The sequence below is a fragment of the Kitasatospora sp. NPDC049285 genome, assembly GCF_040678815.1.
Lineage (GTDB): Bacteria > Actinomycetota > Actinomycetes > Streptomycetales > Streptomycetaceae > Kitasatospora.
Genome location: NZ_JBFAQR010000009.1, coordinates 48874 through 63897, shown reverse-complemented (window position 1 = coordinate 63897; position 15024 = coordinate 48874). Strand labels below are relative to the sequence as shown.

General features: G+C 74.1%; 18 protein-coding genes. 9 read left to right on the top strand and 9 right to left on the bottom strand.

The features are described 5' to 3' along the window. The first annotated feature begins 30 nt into the window (after positions 1-30). Together phoU and AB0K51_RS09120 are read left to right on the top strand one after the other, a co-directional pair. A complete protein-coding gene (gene phoU / locus AB0K51_RS09125; protein WP_363452221.1) occupies positions 31-705 on the top strand; it encodes a phosphate signaling complex protein PhoU in 675 nt (224 codons plus the stop codon). A gap of 139 nt (positions 706-844) precedes the next feature. After that, positions 845-1021, top strand: coding sequence for a hypothetical protein (locus tag AB0K51_RS09120; protein ID WP_363452219.1), 177 nt, complete (start codon positions 845-847; stop codon positions 1019-1021). A gap of 90 nt (positions 1022-1111) precedes the next feature. Here AB0K51_RS09120 and AB0K51_RS09115 read toward each other — a convergent pair whose 3' ends face one another. Further along, a complete protein-coding gene (locus AB0K51_RS09115; RefSeq protein ID WP_363452217.1) occupies positions 1112-1702 on the bottom strand; it encodes a lytic polysaccharide monooxygenase in 591 nt (196 codons plus the stop codon). Positions 1703-2009: 307 nt separating this feature from the next. Next, entirely contained in the window at positions 2010-2768 is a 759-nt protein-coding gene (locus tag AB0K51_RS09110; protein WP_363452215.1) for a phosphoglyceromutase, read from the bottom strand. A gap of 101 nt (positions 2769-2869) precedes the next feature. Here AB0K51_RS09110 and AB0K51_RS09105 point away from each other — a divergent pair, with 101 nt between their 5' ends. Next, on the top strand, positions 2870-4135 hold the full coding sequence (locus AB0K51_RS09105) for an MFS transporter (RefSeq protein ID WP_363452213.1): 1266 nt from the start codon (positions 2870-2872) through the stop codon (positions 4133-4135). Between the two features lie 39 nt (positions 4136-4174). Here the strand turns inward: AB0K51_RS09105 and AB0K51_RS09100 are convergent, their stop codons facing one another. From AB0K51_RS09100 to mshA, 3 genes are all read right to left on the bottom strand, one after another. After that, positions 4175-4651, bottom strand: coding sequence for an SLATT domain-containing protein (locus tag AB0K51_RS09100; protein WP_363452211.1), 477 nt, complete (start codon positions 4649-4651; stop codon positions 4175-4177). Positions 4652-4683: 32 nt separating this feature from the next. After that, complete coding sequence (locus AB0K51_RS09095) at positions 4684-5217, bottom strand: YbjN domain-containing protein (RefSeq protein ID WP_363452209.1); 534 nt, start codon at positions 5215-5217, stop codon at positions 4684-4686. A 129-nt stretch (positions 5218-5346) separates the two neighbouring features. Continuing rightward, positions 5347-6696: a D-inositol-3-phosphate glycosyltransferase gene (mshA, locus tag AB0K51_RS09090; protein ID WP_363452207.1), complete on the bottom strand. Its 1350-nt coding sequence runs from the start codon at positions 6694-6696 to the stop codon at positions 5347-5349. Positions 6697-7034: 338 nt separating this feature from the next. Here mshA and AB0K51_RS09085 point away from each other — a divergent pair, with 338 nt between their 5' ends. From AB0K51_RS09085 to AB0K51_RS09075, 3 genes are read left to right on the top strand one after another with little or no spacing between them, the layout of a single operon-like run. Then, entirely contained in the window at positions 7035-7454 is a 420-nt protein-coding gene (locus AB0K51_RS09085) for a YciI family protein (protein ID WP_363452205.1), read from the top strand. After that, on the top strand, positions 7427-8761 hold the full coding sequence (locus AB0K51_RS09080; RefSeq protein ID WP_363452203.1) for a sigma-70 family RNA polymerase sigma factor: 1335 nt from the start codon (positions 7427-7429) through the stop codon (positions 8759-8761). The genes AB0K51_RS09085 and AB0K51_RS09080 overlap by 28 nt, the downstream gene beginning before the upstream one ends. 28 nt (positions 8762-8789) lie before the next feature. Next, complete coding sequence (locus AB0K51_RS09075; protein ID WP_363452201.1) at positions 8790-9611, top strand: class I SAM-dependent methyltransferase; 822 nt, start codon at positions 8790-8792, stop codon at positions 9609-9611. Positions 9612-9786: 175 nt separating this feature from the next. Here AB0K51_RS09075 and AB0K51_RS09070 read toward each other — a convergent pair whose 3' ends face one another. Next, positions 9787-10323: an O-acetyl-ADP-ribose deacetylase gene (locus tag AB0K51_RS09070; RefSeq protein ID WP_363452199.1), complete on the bottom strand. Its 537-nt coding sequence runs from the start codon at positions 10321-10323 to the stop codon at positions 9787-9789. A gap of 239 nt (positions 10324-10562) precedes the next feature. On the opposite strand from AB0K51_RS09070, the gene AB0K51_RS09065 reads away from it, so the two are divergent. Then, positions 10563-12014 carry a SpoIIE family protein phosphatase gene (locus tag AB0K51_RS09065; RefSeq protein WP_363452197.1) on the top strand — a complete coding sequence of 484 codons (1452 nt, stop codon included), beginning with the start codon at positions 10563-10565 and terminating at the stop codon, positions 12012-12014. Positions 12015-12095: 81 nt separating this feature from the next. Here AB0K51_RS09065 and AB0K51_RS09060 read toward each other — a convergent pair whose 3' ends face one another. The 3 genes from AB0K51_RS09060 to AB0K51_RS09050 all read right to left on the bottom strand — a co-directional run bounded on the left by AB0K51_RS09060 (position 12096) and on the right by AB0K51_RS09050 (position 13484). Next, positions 12096-12428, bottom strand: a complete 333-nt coding sequence (locus AB0K51_RS09060) for a DUF2516 family protein (RefSeq protein WP_363452436.1) — start codon at positions 12426-12428, stop codon at positions 12096-12098. 88 nt (positions 12429-12516) lie between these two features. Then, a complete protein-coding gene (locus AB0K51_RS09055) occupies positions 12517-13053 on the bottom strand; it encodes a hypothetical protein (RefSeq protein ID WP_363452195.1) in 537 nt (178 codons plus the stop codon). Positions 13054-13091: 38 nt separating this feature from the next. Next, positions 13092-13484 carry a helix-turn-helix transcriptional regulator gene (locus AB0K51_RS09050; protein ID WP_363452193.1) on the bottom strand — a complete coding sequence of 131 codons (393 nt, stop codon included), beginning with the start codon at positions 13482-13484 and terminating at the stop codon, positions 13092-13094. Positions 13485-13626: 142 nt separating this feature from the next. On the opposite strand from AB0K51_RS09050, the gene AB0K51_RS09045 reads away from it, so the two are divergent. Both AB0K51_RS09045 and AB0K51_RS09040 read left to right on the top strand, forming a co-directional pair. After that, entirely contained in the window at positions 13627-14370 is a 744-nt protein-coding gene (locus AB0K51_RS09045; protein WP_363452191.1) for a helix-turn-helix domain-containing protein, read from the top strand. Continuing rightward, on the top strand, positions 14367-15002 hold the full coding sequence (locus tag AB0K51_RS09040; protein ID WP_363452189.1) for an HAD-IA family hydrolase: 636 nt from the start codon (positions 14367-14369) through the stop codon (positions 15000-15002). The genes AB0K51_RS09045 and AB0K51_RS09040 overlap by 4 nt, the downstream gene beginning before the upstream one ends. The last annotated feature ends 22 nt before the right edge of the window (positions 15003-15024 follow it).

The following is a 15024-nucleotide window of genomic DNA, read 5'->3' as shown; positions in this document are numbered from 1 at the left end:
ACCGACACCGGTACTGGAGGAGAAGAGCGCATGCGCGACGCGTACCACGAGGAACTCGACTCGATCAGCGACAACCTGGTCGAAATGGCCCGCCTGGTCGGTTCGGCCATGGGCCGGGCCACCACCGCGCTGCTGGACGCGGACCTCGAACTGGCCGAGAGCGTGATCGCGGCGGACGAGAAGGTCAACGCGATCCACCACGAGCTGGAGAACCGGGCGATCGACCTGCTGGCCCGCCAGCAGCCGGTCGCCACCGACCTGCGCATCGTCGTCACCTCGCTGCGGATGAGCGCCGACCTGGAGCGCTGCGGCGACCTCGCCCGGCACGTCGCCAAGGTCGCGCGCCTGCGATTCCCCGAGTGCGCCGTGCCGACCGACCTGCACGCCACCGTGCTGGAGATGGGCCAGCTGGCCCAGCGCCTGGTGGCCAAGGCCGGCCTGGTGATCGCCACCAAGGACGTCGACCGGGCGATGGAGCTGGAGGCGGACGACGACGCGATCGACGCCCTGCACCGCGAGCTCTTCTCGCACCTGCTGGACGACCGCTGGCACCACGGCATCGAGACCGCGGTGGACGTCACCCTGGTCGGCCGGTACTACGAGCGCTTCGCCGACCACGCCGTCTCGGTGGCCAAGCGCGTCGTCTACCTGGTGACCGGCGAGTACGTCGAGGACTACAAGGCGATCGCCGAACCCGCCGAGTAATCCGCCGGGGGGCGCACGGTTGGTGGGCGTCCCGACTCCGCGCGCCCGTTGACGCACCGTCAACCTGCGGGCTTCACTCGAAGGGACGGGCGTCCCGGCGGGTCGCCCGGCTCCGCCCGGACGAGGAGGATCCAGCGCGATGAAGGCAACTCCCACCACCACTCCCCCGCCGAGCCCGGTCGCCCCGGCTCCGGCGAAGCTGCTGCCGATCCTCGCCGCGGGCTGCGGGTGCGGCCCCGGCTGCGGCTGCGGCTGCCAGTCCGGTGCGCCCTGCCAGTGCGGCGGTGCGACCGGCGGCTGCTGCGGCGGCCACTGACAGGGCCTCCGGCCGGGCACCCGTTCTCCGGGTGCCCGGCCGTCGTCGTTCCCGCGGCCGGTCGTGCCCGCGGTCAGGCCGTCAGCCGGCTCAGAAGGTGACGTCCATGCACTGGTAGAACGCGTTGCCGGTGTCCGCGATGTCCCAGACCGCCAGCACCACCTGGTGGCCGGTGCGGCCGGACGGCAGCGTGGCGGTGTGGCTGAGCGAACCCGGCACCTGCCGGCCGCCGTACGGCACGGTCAGGAACGGGGTCAGGTCCAGGTTGGACCGGGTGAGCCTGGTGGTGGCCGCGTTGTAGCCGGCCTTGGTGAGGTAGTACCGGAACTGCGTGGTCGCGTGCCGCGCGGTGAAGTTCCAGGTGAAGGTCAGCTGCTGACCGGCCGTCACCTGCCTGGCCGGCCAGGCGCCGCCGCGCGGGTCGTCGAGCTGGGCGAACCGCGCGTTGCCGCCGGCGCACAGCGTGCCGTCGGACGGTCCGGACGACGGGAAGCCCTTCGGGCCTTCCACGCTCTGCGGCTCCCACTGGATGTCGCCGCAGTTCTTCACGGTGCCCGCGGCACAGAGCCCGGCCCGGCTGGGGGGCGTGGTGATCCAGCCGTGCGAGCTCGCCGGGACGGCGGTGGCCAGGGACGCGGCGGCCGCCGCGACGGCCACGACGAGGATGTTGCGCTTGCGCATGGTGCTCCCTCCGTGGGGGTGGATGGAGTACGCGAACGCGGGCGGGAACCACCCGGGGTGCGTGGGGGCAGCCCCCTGATTGTCATGCCCGCGCCGACAGTGCCACCACGCTAGAAGCCCAGGGGAGCCCCGTCAATGGTCTGAACCATTCCTGAACCACCTTTGACCGTAAGGGAGTTGACACCGCACGGCAAGACGCTCCGGAAACGGGACAGCCCCCTGGGCCGGGGCGCCGTTGCGCCGGGCAGGGGGCTGCGCGGGAAGGGGGTGAGGGCCTCGGAAGAGCGCCTGGCGGAGCGCCCCGGACCTACTTCTTGCCCTGGTTCTTGACCGCCTCGATGGCGGCGGCGGCGGCCTCCGGGTCGAGGTAGCGGCCACCGGGGGTGAGCGGCTTGAAGTCGGCGTCGAGCTCGTAGACGAGCGGGATGCCGGTCGGGATGTTCAGGCCGGCGATCGCCTCGTCGGAGATGCCGTCCAGGTGCTTGACCAGCGCGCGCAGGCTGTTGCCGTGGGCGGTGACCAGGACGGTGTGGCCGGCGGCGAGGTCCGGGACGATCGCGTCGTACCAGTACGGGAGCATCCGCTCGACGACGTCCTTGAGGCACTCGGTGCGCGGGCGCAGCTCCGAGGGGATCTCGGCGTAGCGGGCGTCGCCGGCCTGGGAGTACTCGGCGTCGTCGGCGAGGGCCGGCGGCGGGGTGTCGTAGGAGCGGCGCCAGAGCTGGAACTGCTCCTCGCCGAACTCGGCGAGGGTCTGGGCCTTGTCCTTGCCCTGCAGCGCACCGTAGTGACGCTCGTTCAGGCGCCAGCTGCGCTGGACCGGGATCCAGTGGCGGTCGGCCTTGTCCAGGGCGATCTGCGAGGTGCGGATCGCGCGGCGCAGCAGCGAGGTGTGCAGCACGTCCGGCAGCAGGCCCTCGGCGAGCAGCAGCTCACCGCCGCGGGCCGCCTCCTTCTCGCCCTTCTCGTTGAGGTCGACGTCGACCCAACCGGTGAAGAGGTTCTTCTGGTTCCACTGGCTCTCGCCGTGTCGGAGCAGGATCAAGCGGTAGGTCGTCTCAGCCATGGGGCCAGCTTAGTGGAGGGCAAAATCCGCTGGCCGGGCTGTCCACGTCGTGGGTAATGTGCGCTCCGGATCTTTACTGCTTACCGCTCCGGGGAGCCGCCATGCCCGTCGCCCACCGCCTGGTCACCGAGATCCGCCGAGCCGGCGGCGGACTCCCGCGCCAGTTCTGGTGGCTGTGGGCCTCCACGCTGGTGAACCGCCTCGGCGGCTTCGTGGTCACCTTCCTGGCGCTCTACCTGACCGCCGAGCGCGGCTACTCGGCGGCGTACGCGGGCCTGGTGGCGGCGCTCTTCGGGCTCGGCTCGGCGGTCGCCGCGATCGGGGCCGGGGTGCTCACCGACCGGCTCGGACGGCGGCCCACGCTGCTGGCGGCGCAGCTGTCCACGGCGCTGTTCACCGCGGTGCTGGGCTTCACCGACGGTCCGGTGGCGATCGCCGCGGTGGCGTTCCTGACCGGCCTGGCCAACAACGCCTCGCGGCCCGCGGTCTCCGCGATGATCGCCGACCTGGTCCCGGCCGCCGACCGGGTCCGCGCCTACTCGCTCAACTACTGGGCGATCAACATCGGCTTCGGCGCCTCCGCCGCGGTGGCCGGGCTGATCGCCGTCCACGGCTACCTGCTGCTCTTCCTGCTCGACGCGCTCTCCACCCTGCTGTGCGCGGTGCTGGTCTTCGTGAAGGTCCCGGAGACCCGGCCCGCCGCGCAGACGTCGGCCGACGAACCGTCAGCCCCCGCCATCGGCCTGGGCACGGTCTTCCGGGACCGCCCCTTCCTGGCCGTCGTCGCGGTCAACCTGCTGCTCGCCCTGGTGTACCAGCAGGGCTCCACCACGCTGGCGGTGGACATGGGACGGCACGGCATCTCGACCACCCAGTTCGGCCTGGTGGCCAGCCTGAACGGCGTGCTGATCGTGCTGCTCCAGCTGCCGCTCACCCGGCTGATGGAGGGCCGCAACCGGACCGCCCTGCTGGCGGCCAGCGCGCTGCTCACCGGCTGGGGCTTCGGCCTCACCGCGCTGGCCGGCGACTCGGCCGCGCTGTACGCGGTCACGGTGGCGATCTGGACCATCGGCGAGATCGTCAACGCGCCCACCATGATGGCGCTGGTCACCGAGTTCTCCCCGGCCCAGGCCCGCGGCCGCTACCAGGGCGTCTACTCGCTGTCCTGGTCGCTGGCCTCCTTCCTCGGCCCGGCGGTCGGCGGCCTGCTGCTCCAGTACGCGGGCAGCTGGGCGGTCTGGGGCGCCTGCGCGGTGGCCGGCACGCTGGCCGCCGTCGCCCACGTCCCGATCGGCCGGGTCCGCCAGGAGTCGCCGGCCGCGCAGGCCGCGGACGCGGCGGCCCCGGCCAACGCGGTGGTCGGCTGACCGGCTGACGGGCCGACCGGCCGACCGGCCGACTCGGCGTCAGCCGATGGGGCCGGTCTCGGTCTGGCGGAGCCGGACCCAGGACTCGTGGGCCTCCTGCAGGACCCGGTGGTACTCGTCGATCAGTTCGGCGGCCCGTACGGGGTCGGGCGCCGCGCCGCCCGTCTCGGCGCGCAGCAGGGTGAGGCGGCGGCGCAGGACGGCGAGGCGGTGGACGGTGTCGGCGCGCTGGATCCACAGGTTGCGGTAGGAGAAGAACGCCGCCCAGGCGGCGAGCACGGTGACCAGCGCGCCGACCACCAGGGCCACGTCGGCGAGCACCCGCGCGGCCGGCTCGGCGACCTTGAGGCCGAGCAGCACCGTCACCAGCGCGGAGAGGCCGACGGTGGCGAGCTGCAGGGTCAGGGCACGCCCCCGGTCCCAGTCGCGGCGGCGGCGCCGTTCCACCAGTTCGGCGTCGAGCTCGGTTTCCAGCCAGGCCAACTGCCGCTCGGCGGCGGCCGATTCAATGGTCATCGGTTCCCTCCCCGACCGGGAGGATACCGGGGTCACCCGGCGGGCGGCAGGTTCCCGTCCGGCTGTGCGCCCTCGCTGGCCAGGTGGGCGAAGGCGGTGAGGTTGCGGGTGGACTCGCCGCGCTTGGTGCGCCACTCCCACTCGCGGCGGATCGCGCTCGCGAAGCCGAGCTCCAGCAGGGTGTTGAACGGTTCGTCGGCGTTCTCCAGCACGGTGCCGAGCAGCCGGTCGACGGTGTCGGCGCTCACCGCCTCCAGCGGCAGCCGGCCGACCAGGTAGACGTCCCCGAGCCGGTCGATCGCGTACGCCACCCCGTACAGCCGGGTGTTGCGCTCCAGCAGCCAGCGGTAGACGCCCTCCTGGTTCTCGTCCGGGCGGCGGATCACGAAGGCGTTCACCGAGAGGGTGTGGTCGCCGATCCGCAGCGCGCAGGCGGTGGAGAGCTTGCGGGTGCCGGGCAGCGTGGCGACCAGCGTGTACGGGTCGGCGGCGGCGGGCTCCCAGGCCACGCCGGCCTCGTCGAGCGCGGTGCGGAGGAGGGTCAGTGCGTCGTCCTTGGCGGCCATGGGCACCACGCTAGCCGCCGGGCGACCCGGCAGGGGTGTCGGCTCGGTCACCCGACCGACGCCGCGCCGCCGCGGGGGTGACGTGGTGTCAGCCCCGGCGCGGCGACCCGGCGGTGCGGCCTCGCGGTGTCAGGCGACCTGCAGGCGGGCGTCGGCCAGCGCGCCGGTGTAGACCTCGGCGGTGGTGTCCGCCGCGGCGTGCCAGCCGAAGGCGCGGGCGTGCCGGGCGGCGGCGGTGCCGCGGGCGGCGACCAGCGCCGAGTCGGTGACGTACGGCAGCAGGGCCTGCGCCCAGGCGTCCGGGTCGTGGCCGGGGACCAGGGTGCCGGTGCGGCCGTCGTGCACGGCGACCGGGAGGCCGCCGACCGCGGCGGCGACCACCGGGGTGCCGCAGGCCTGCGCCTCCAGCGCGACCAGGCCGAAGGACTCGCTGTGCGAGGGCATCACCAGGGCGGTGGCCGCGCGGTACCAGTCGGCGAGCTGGGCCTGGCCGACCGGCGGGTGGAAGCGGACCACGTCGCAGATGCCGAGCTGCGCGGCGAGCTTGTGCAGGCTCTCCGGGCGGGCCATGCCGCTGCCGGAGGGGCCGCCGACCACCGGCACGACCAGCCGCTCGCGCAGCCGGGGGTGGCGCTCCAGCAGCCGGGCGACCGCCTTGAGCAGCACGTCGGGGGCCTTCAGCGGCTGTATTCGGCCGGCGAACAGCAGCACCGCGGCGTCCTGCGGCAGGCCGAGCCGGGCCCGGGCGGCGCGCCGGTCGCCGGGGCGGAAGACCTCGAGGTTGACGCCGGGGTGGACCACCGCGAGCTGCTCCGGCCGGGCCTCGTAGTGGCGGGCCAGCTCGGCGGCCTCCTCCGCGGTGTTGGCGATCAGCCGGTCCGCGGCGCCGACCACCTGGGTCTCGCCGATCACCCGCGCCGCGGGCTCGGGCGTGTCGCCCTCGGCGAGCGCGGCGTTCTTCACCTTCGCCATGGTGTGCATGGTGTGCACCAGCGGCACGCCCCAGCGCTCCGCGGCCAGCCAGCCGACCTGCCCGGACAGCCAGTAGTGCGAGTGCACCAGGTCGTAGTAGCCGGGGCGGTGCCCGGCCTCGGTGCGCAGCACGCCGTGGGTGAAGGCGCACAGCTGGGCGGGCAGGTCCTCCTTGAGCAGCCCCTCGTACGGGCCGGCGGTGACGTGCCGGACCAGGACGCCGGGGGCCAGTTCGACCACCGGGGCGTCCTCGGAGCTGATCGCGCGGGTGAAGACCTCGACCTCGATGTCGATCTCGGCGAGCCGCTTGGCCAGCTCGACGATGTAGACGTTCATCCCGCCCGCGTCGCCCGTGCCGGGCTGGTGCAGCGGCGAGGTGTGCACGCTGAGCATCGCGATCCGGCGGGGGCGGCGGCCGCGGCCGGGGACCAGCGAGTCCAGCGGGCCGAGGAACGGCGGGGCCACGAGTCGCCCCGGATGGGCCGTGCCGACGAGGTGTTGGGTCACCTGGCTGAAGCCTCCTCTGGTCATCCCCGCGTGTTCGCTGCTCACATGCCGCCGCCCGCGGCTGCGCGCTGCGGGCGGTGTGCGACAAGTGTGCCAACGGGAGTCCGGCCGTCCCCTATTCCCGTCTCGACCGGTGAGATCACGAACGGCCCACGCGCACCGGGCCGGCCCGGCGGGAGGCTCGGCGCGCCGGGCGGCGGTCCGGCGAAGATCCGGCGGAAGGGCGGCGGTCCGAAGAAAAATGGGCGATGTCCGTCCGTCGTGTCGATCCGCGGCTGCGCCGTTCGACCTAGGGATGGAACGGGTCGAGCGGCGACCCCCGAACGAGGAGGCCGGAGATGTCGAAGTACATGCTGATCATGCGGGGCACGGACGAGTCCATGGCGAAGATGATGGAGACGCCCTTCGAGGAGATGCTCGAGACCATGGGCCGTTTCAACGAGGAGCTGATCCGGGCCGGCGTGCTGGTCGCCGCCGAGGGGCTGGACGATCCGTCGCAGGGCGTGGTGGTGGACTTCAGCGGAGAGACCCCGGTGGTCACCGACGGCCCCTACGGTGAGACCAAGGAGCTGTTCGGCGGCTTCTACCTGATCGACGTGGCGTCGCGGGAGGAAGCGGTCGAGTGGGCCAAGCGGATCCCGGCGATGACCGGCTCGAAGTGCGAGGTGCGCCGGGTGCCCGGGATCGACGAGTTCCCGCAGGACAACGAGTGGATCGTCAAGGAGCGGGCGTGGCGCGAGCGGACGGGTCAGCTCTGACACCCGGGGCGGCCGACGACGGCCCGCCGGTCGCCGAGGCGGCGCGGCGGGCCGTCGAGGCGGTCTGGCGGATCGAGTCGGCGCGGATCGTCGGCGCGCTGGCCCGCTACACCGGGGACTTCGCGCTGGCCGAGGACGTCGCCCAGGAGGCGCTCGCGGAGGCGCTGGTCACCTGGTCGCGCGAGGGCGCCCCGGCCAACCCGGTGGGCTGGCTGCTGGCGACCGCCCGGCGGCGGGCGATCGACGCCTTCCGCCGCAGGTCGGCGCTGGACGAGCGGTACGCCGCGCTGGCCGGCCAGCTGGCCGAGGGCGGGTTCAGCGCGGGCGCGGCGCCCGGGACCGGCGGGCCGCAGGAGCTGCCGTGGGACCCCGACCGGGTCGACGACGACGTCCTCGCGCTGATGTTCACCGCCTGCCACCCGGTGCTGTCCCCCGAGGCCCGGGTGGCGCTCACGCTGCGGGTGGTGGGCGGCCTGTCCACCGAGGAGATCGCCCGGGCCTTCCTGATCCCGGTGCCGACCGTGCAGGCCCGGATCACCCGGGCGAAGAAGACCATCGCCGCCGCGCAGGTGCCGTTCGCGCTGCCGCCGGCCGAGGAGCGGCCGGCCCGGCTCGGCGGCGTCCTGAGCGTGCTGTACGTGATCTTCACGGAGGGCTCGACGGCCACGGCCGGCGACCGGCTGCTGCGCTCCGACCTGGCGTACGAGGCGATCCGGCTGGCCCGGACGCTGACCGCGCTGCTGCCCGGCGAGCCGGAGGCGCACGGTCTGCTCGCACTGTTCGAACTGAACGCCGCCCGCTTCCCGGCGCGGACCGGGCCCGACGGGGAGGCGGTGCTGCTGGAGGACCAGGACCGGCGCCGGTGGGACCGCTCGGCGATCCGGCGCGGCCTGGCCGCGCTCGGCCGGGCCACGGCCGCCCGCCGGGGCCTCGGGCCGTACGGCCTGCAGGCCGCGATCGCCGCCTGTCACGCGACCGCGCCGTCGGTGGCGGAGACCGACTGGGAACGCGTCGTGCTGCTCTACGAGGCGCTCGGCCGGGTGGCCCCGTCCCCCGTCGTCGAGCTCAACCGGGCGGTGGCCGTCGCGATGGCGGGCGAGCCGTTGCAGGCGCTGGCGATGGTCGACCGGCTGGCCGCCGGCGGGCGGCTGGCGGGGTCGTACCTGCTGCCGAGCGTGCGCGGCGAGCTGCTGCTGCGGCTCGGCCGGACCGTCGCGGCGCGGGCCGAGCTGGAGGACGCCGCCCGGCTGTGCCGCAACGCGCCCGAACGGGCCGTGCTGCTGCGCAAGGCGGCGGCGCTGGGGTGAGCGGCCCGGCTGCGTACCCTTGTCTGCCATGGCCCCCACCGACTCCCCCGCTGCCCGGGCGCGTTCCTCCCGCCCGGTCGGGACGATCACCCGGGGCACCACCAACACCAACCGGCTGCGCCGGATGGACCGCTGGATCGCGCACACCCTGAGCCGTCCGCTGCGCGCCGCCGACGCCCCGCCGGTCGCGGTCGACCTGGGCTACGGCGCGGCGCCGTGGACGGCGGTGGAGCTGTCCGCCCGGCTGCGCGCGGTGCGCGCCGACATTCGGGTGGTCGGCATCGAGATCGACCCGGCCCGGGTGTCCGCCGCGCTGCCGTACGCCGCGCCGCCGCTGCTGGACTTCCGGCGCGGCGGCTTCGAGGTGCCGCTGGGCGGGGCGCGGGCCCAGCTGATCCGGGCGGCGAACGTGCTGCGGCAGTACGACGAGGAGCAGGTCGCCGAGGTGTGGCAGCGGCTGTGCGGGCGGCTGTCCCCGGACGGGCTGCTGGTGGAGGGCACCTGTGACGAGGTCGGCCGCCGGCACGTCTGGGTGGCGCTCGGGCCGGAGGGCCCGCGGACGGTGACCTTCGCGGCCCGGCTCGGCAGCCTCGGGCAGCCGTCCGACCTGGCCGAGCGGCTGCCGAAGGCGCTGATCCACCACAACGTGCCGGGCCGACCGGTGCACGCCTTCCTCACCGACTTCGACCGGGCCTGGGCGGCCGCCGCGCCGCTCCAGGCGTTCGGCGCCCGGCAGCGCTGGGCGGCGGCCTGCGCCGCGCTGGCCCGCGACTGGCCGCTGCGGGACGCCCGGGGGCGCTGGCGGCAGGGCGAGCTGACCGTGGAGTGGAGTGCGCTGGCCCCGCGCTGAGGACGCGCCGTACGCCCCCTGACCCTCCGTCAACAGTGCTGCTCACGCGCATGTTCGTGCACCCGTTCGATAGTTCACTCGAACGAGTTATCGAATTCCTCTGGCGTGTTGACGCCCCGCCGCGCCACCATGGGAACGTTCGCACGAGCGGGCGCACGCCCCAGCTGAGCGTCCGTCAGCCCCGCTGCTCCGCGATCCCGCGCCACGCCCGTTCGAACGCCTCGTACGCCTCCGCACCGAACAGCACGAACCGCACCTCCTCGAGGTCGGGGTCCGCCTCGACCACGGTCGTCAGGGCGATCCGAGCGGCATCGTCCAGCGGCCAGCCGAAGATTCCGGCCGAGATCGCGGGGAACGCCACCGTCCGCGCTCCCAACTCCACCGCCACCCGAAGGGACTCCCGATAGCACGAGGCCAGCAGCTCCGACCGCTGCTGGTAGTCCTCCGCCAGGTGGACCGGCCCCACCGTGTGCACCACCCAGCGGGCCGGCAGCCGGCCGGCCGTGGTCGCCACGGCCCGACCGGTCGGCAGGCCCTTGCCGTAGCGCGACGCCCGCAGGGCGCGGCACTCGGCGAGGATCTCCGGCCCGCCCCGGCGGTGGATCGCCCCGTCCACCCCGCCGCCTCCCAGCAGCGAACTGTTGGCGGCGTTCACCACCACGTCCACCTGTTGCTCCGTGATGTCACCCTGCACCAGCGTGATCTGTGTCACCGCTGCTCCTCCTCGTCCGACGACTGGTCAGCGACCGGTCGACGCCCGGTCGGCGGTGGCGCAAAAGGTACTCAAAGCCGCCACCAAGTGCGTGGCAATAACCACATCGGCGCCGCTCAGTCGAAGAAATCCTCGGAGATCACGTTATGGTCGCGGGAAGCTCCCCGATGCTCGGTGCCAGGCGGGCACCGCGGACGGACACCGGCCGTTGGCCTGTCGGGGAAAGGAAGGACCGACCGATGCCCGCTACGGGAGACGGGCGGGCACCCGACGCGACCGGAAGCGCCGGGGCCGCCGAGCGAAGCAGACGCCAGGACGGCCGCCCGGCCGCGAAGGCCGCCGGCCGGGTCGCCGCCGTCGGCAGCGCGCCGATACCGCATCCGCGCACCACGCCCGCGCCGAGCGTCCCGCCGAGCGCCGCCGAACCGTCCCGTCCGGCCCCCTTCCGGGTGCTGGTGATCGAGGGCGGCGGTCCGGACGACGAGCTGTTCGAGTCGCTCGCCGCGGAGAGCGGCGCCCACGCCGAGCTGCACCGGGTCCGCGACGTCGGGCAGGCGGTCGCGTTGCTGCCCCCGCTGCCCGGCACCGGCCGGCGCGGACCGCAGCACCGGGACTTCCAGTGCGTGCTGCTCGACCTCGGCACTCCCGGTGAACTCCCGCCCGACAGCGACGGGTTGGATGGCCTGCGGGAACTCCACCAGCGCGCCCCGCACACCGCCGTGGTGGTGCTCACGGACGCCGCCGGGGCCGAACTCGGCGCCGCCGCGGTCGCCGCCGGCGCCCAGGACTTCCTGGTCCGCCAGGAGACCGGCGGCCCGTTGCTGGCCCGCGCCCTGCGGTACGCGGTCGAGCGCAAGCGGGCCGACGAGTCGCAGCGCCGCCTGGTCGAGGCCGAGATCCGCGGCCAGGAGAACGCCCGCCTCCAGCGCCACCTGCTGCCCACCCCGCTGCTCGACGGCGCCGGCCTGTCCTTCACCCGCCGCTACCGCCCGGGCCGCCGCCGCGCCCTGCTCGGCGGCGACTTCTACGACGCGGTGCGCACCGACGACGGCCGGGTGCACGTGGTGATCGGCGACGTCTGCGGCCACGGCCCCGACGAGGCCGCGCTCGGCGTCGCGCTGCGGATAGCGTGGCGGACCCTGGTCTTCGCCGGCCTCGACGGCGAGGAACTGCTCACCACCCTGCAGCACGTGCTGGAGCACGAGCGCCGCAGCGACGAGATCTTCGCGACGCTGTGCATGGTGGTGCTGGCCGCCCCCGGCGAGGAGGGCGATCCGGGCGCCGAGTCCGCCGAGCTGTACCTGGCCGGGCACCCAGCGCCGCTGCTGCTCGGACCGGAGGGCCGCCCCGTGCTGCTCCCCACCGAGCAGGCCGGACCGGCACTCGGCCTGCTGCCGTGCGACGCCACGCACTCCGCCTGGCCCGCCCGGAAGCTCCGGCTCGACCCGGGCTGGCGGCTGATGCTGTACACCGACGGCCTGGTCGAGGGCCGGGTCGGCGCGGGTTCGCCCCGGCTCGGCCAGGACGGCCTGATCGACCTGATCGCCGATCACCAGGCCGCGGGCCTGACCCGCGGCCGGCTGGTGGACAGCGCCATCGCCGAGGTCGAGGAGCTGAACGGCGGCGCGCTCGCCGACGACGTCGCGGTGCTGCTGCTGGAGCGCAACCCGGCTCCGGTGATCATGGGCTGACGGGTCGTCGGACACCACGAGGGCGGCCTCCCGGATGCACCGGGAGGCCGCCCTCGTCGTTCGCGCCGATCCGACCGTCCGTCACCAGGGCCCGTACGGGCCGGTGTTGCTACGGCCGCCACGGCCCCGGCCGTCGGTGAGCTGCTTGATCGCGGGGCGGACGTCGACCACGTAGACGATCGCGGCGACCAGGCCGATCAGGGTCAGGAAGCCGGTGACCGGGTTGGCGCCGAACAGCAGGTCCAGGCCCAGCGCGAGACCGAGGACCACCAGCCAGAACGGCTTGGTCTTCTTGTCCGCCGCCCGGTACGCGTCCTCGCGGCGGGTGGCGGCGTCGACGAAGGCGAACGCCTTGAAGCCGATGATCGCCGTGGCCAGCCACCAGAACGGGTTCAGCACGTCGAAGGTCAGAATCTGCACCGCGTTCTCCTCGCTCTCACATCCATCGTGGCACGACCACTGCCCGAATCAACGGGCTTCACGCCTGGTGCGTTCCGCCGGCTCACTCGCCCTTGGCGGTGGTCTTCCGGGCGCGGGTGGTCTTCTTGGCGGCGGGCTTCTCGGCCTGGTCGGCCGACTCCTCGTCCACGACGACCTCGGCGACCACGATCTCGACCTCGTCCTCGGCGACCGGAGCAGCCGGGGCCGCGCCCTGCGGGCGGGCGGCGGCGGCGTCCACCACGGTGCGGCCGCGGACGGCCAGGTCGTCGTAGACCTCCTTGGCCTTCACCGCGAACTCCAGCGCCCGGCCGACCTGCTGCATCGCGAACTCCTGCGCCTTCGCCTGCAGTTCCTTCACGTCGGTGGGCAGCGCGTTGACCGCCTCGGTCACCTTCGCCTGCGCGCCGGCCAGCTTGGTCCCGGCGTCCTGCAGCGCGGCGGCGGCCTTGTCCTGGGTGCCCTTGCGGTCCGCCGCCAGCGCCTCCAGCTGACCGGGGACCTCGCGCAGCTTCTCGTACGCCAGGTCGCCCGCGCCGGCCAGCGCGTACAGCGGGGTCGGGTCGGTGAGGGTCTTCTTCAGCTCGTCGGTGATCGGCATGTCGGGTCCTCCGGTCTTGGTGCCCACGCGCGGTCGGGTCACGCGTGGTCGGTGGTGTCTGCGGCCTTCGCCCCGGCGGCCGGCGGTTCCTGGTTCTCCTTCAGGAAAGCCTCGTACACCGCCAGCAGCGCCTGCTTCTGCCGCTCGTTGATCAGCTGATCGGCGAGGATCGCGGCCCGCAGCCCGGGGCCGGAGTCCTCCCGCTCCTCCAGGATCCCGGCCTGCACGTACAGCGTCTCCGCCGAGATCCGCAACGCCTTGGCGATCTGCTGAAGGATCTCCGCGCTCGGCTTGCGCAGCCCGCGCTCGATCTGGCTCAGGTACGGGTTCGACACCCCGGCCGCGTCGGCCAACTGCCGCAGCGAGTACTGCGCGCTCCGCCGCTGCTCCCGGATGTACTCGCCCAGCGAGCCCACATTCAGTGACGCCATGTCCGCAGTCTGCATCCTCGCGCTTGCAATTGCAAGCAGCCCGCTAACGCCTGCAACCGCGCGGGTCGGGCGACCACCGTTCGCCTCCGACGCGGGCGCTAGGCTGCCCGGCGGCCGCTAGGACGCGTGAAGGGAGATCACGATGCCGGGAGGCAGGCTCACTCTGCAGGAACGTCAGCAGATTGCGCTGGGGCTGGCTGACGGGCACGCGTACGCGGAGATCGCCCGGCGGCTCGAACGACCGACCTCGACGGTGACCCGTGAGGTGATGCGGAACGGCGGTCCGACCTCGTACCGCGCCGACCTGGCCCACCGGGCCACCGAGCGGCGGACGCAGCAGCGGCGGCCGGCCGCGCGGGGTGGGCAGGCGCCCGTGCCGACCGCGCCCGGGCGGGATCCGGAGGCGATCCGGGCGTACGAGGAGAGCTTCACCGACGTGATGATGCAGTCGGGCCTGTCGAAGATCGGGGCTCGGGTGCTGGTCGCGCTCTACACCACCGACGAGGGCAGCCTCACCGCGTCGGAGCTGGTCCAGCGCCTGCAGGTCAGCCCCGCGACGATCTCCAAGTCGGTCGCCTTCCTGGAGGGGCAGGGCCTGATCCGGCGTGAGCGCGACGAGCGGCGTCGGGAGCGCTACATCGCCGACGACGACGTCTGGTACCAGGCCACCCTGGCCAGCGTCCGCGCCAACGCCCAGGTCGTGGACGCCGCCCGCCAGGGCGTCGCGGTCCTCGGCCCCGACACCCCCGCCGGGGCCCGGCTGGAGAACATCGCCCGCTACCTGGGCTTCGTCTCCGAGACCCTCGCCCGCGCCGCCGAACAGGCCCGCGAGGTGCTCTACGCGAAGCCCGCCCCCGCCCCCGACCAGGAGGAGCGCCCGTCATGACCACGGCCGGGGTGGTACCGCAGGTCGAGGCCGTGCTGTGCGACCTGGACGGGGTGCTGCGGATCTGGGAGCCGCTGGAGTCGGTGGATCTGGCGTACGGGCTGGCGCCCGGGACGGTGGCGGGGGCGGCGTTCCGGCCGGAGCGGTTGGGACCGGCGATCACCGGGATGGTGACGGACGAGCAGTGGCGGCAGGCGGTGGCGGGAGATCTGACGGCGGTGTGCGGGTCGGCGGCCGTGGCGCGGGAAGTGGTGGCCGCGTGGGGGCGGCAGGCGTCGGAGGTGGATGAGCAGGTACTGGCGCTGCTGGGTGAGGCGCGACGGCGGGCCACGGTGGTGCTGCTGAGCAACGGGACGACGCGGCTGGAGCGGGATCTGCTCGCGTCGGGGTTGGACCGGGCGGTGGACGCGGTGGTCAACACGGCCCGGGTCGGGGTGGCCAAGCCGGATCCGGCGGTGTACCGGATCGCGGCGGAGCGGGCCGGGGTGGCGGTGGAGCACTGTCTGTTCGTCGACGACGGGGAGAAGAACGTCACGGCCGCGGAGGCGGTCGGGATGTCCGGGCACTGGTACCGCGGGGTGGCCGGGCTGCGGGCGGCGTTCGCGGCGGCGGGGCTGGTCGCCGCCGGGTGAAACTCGGCGGCGCGCGGGTGGT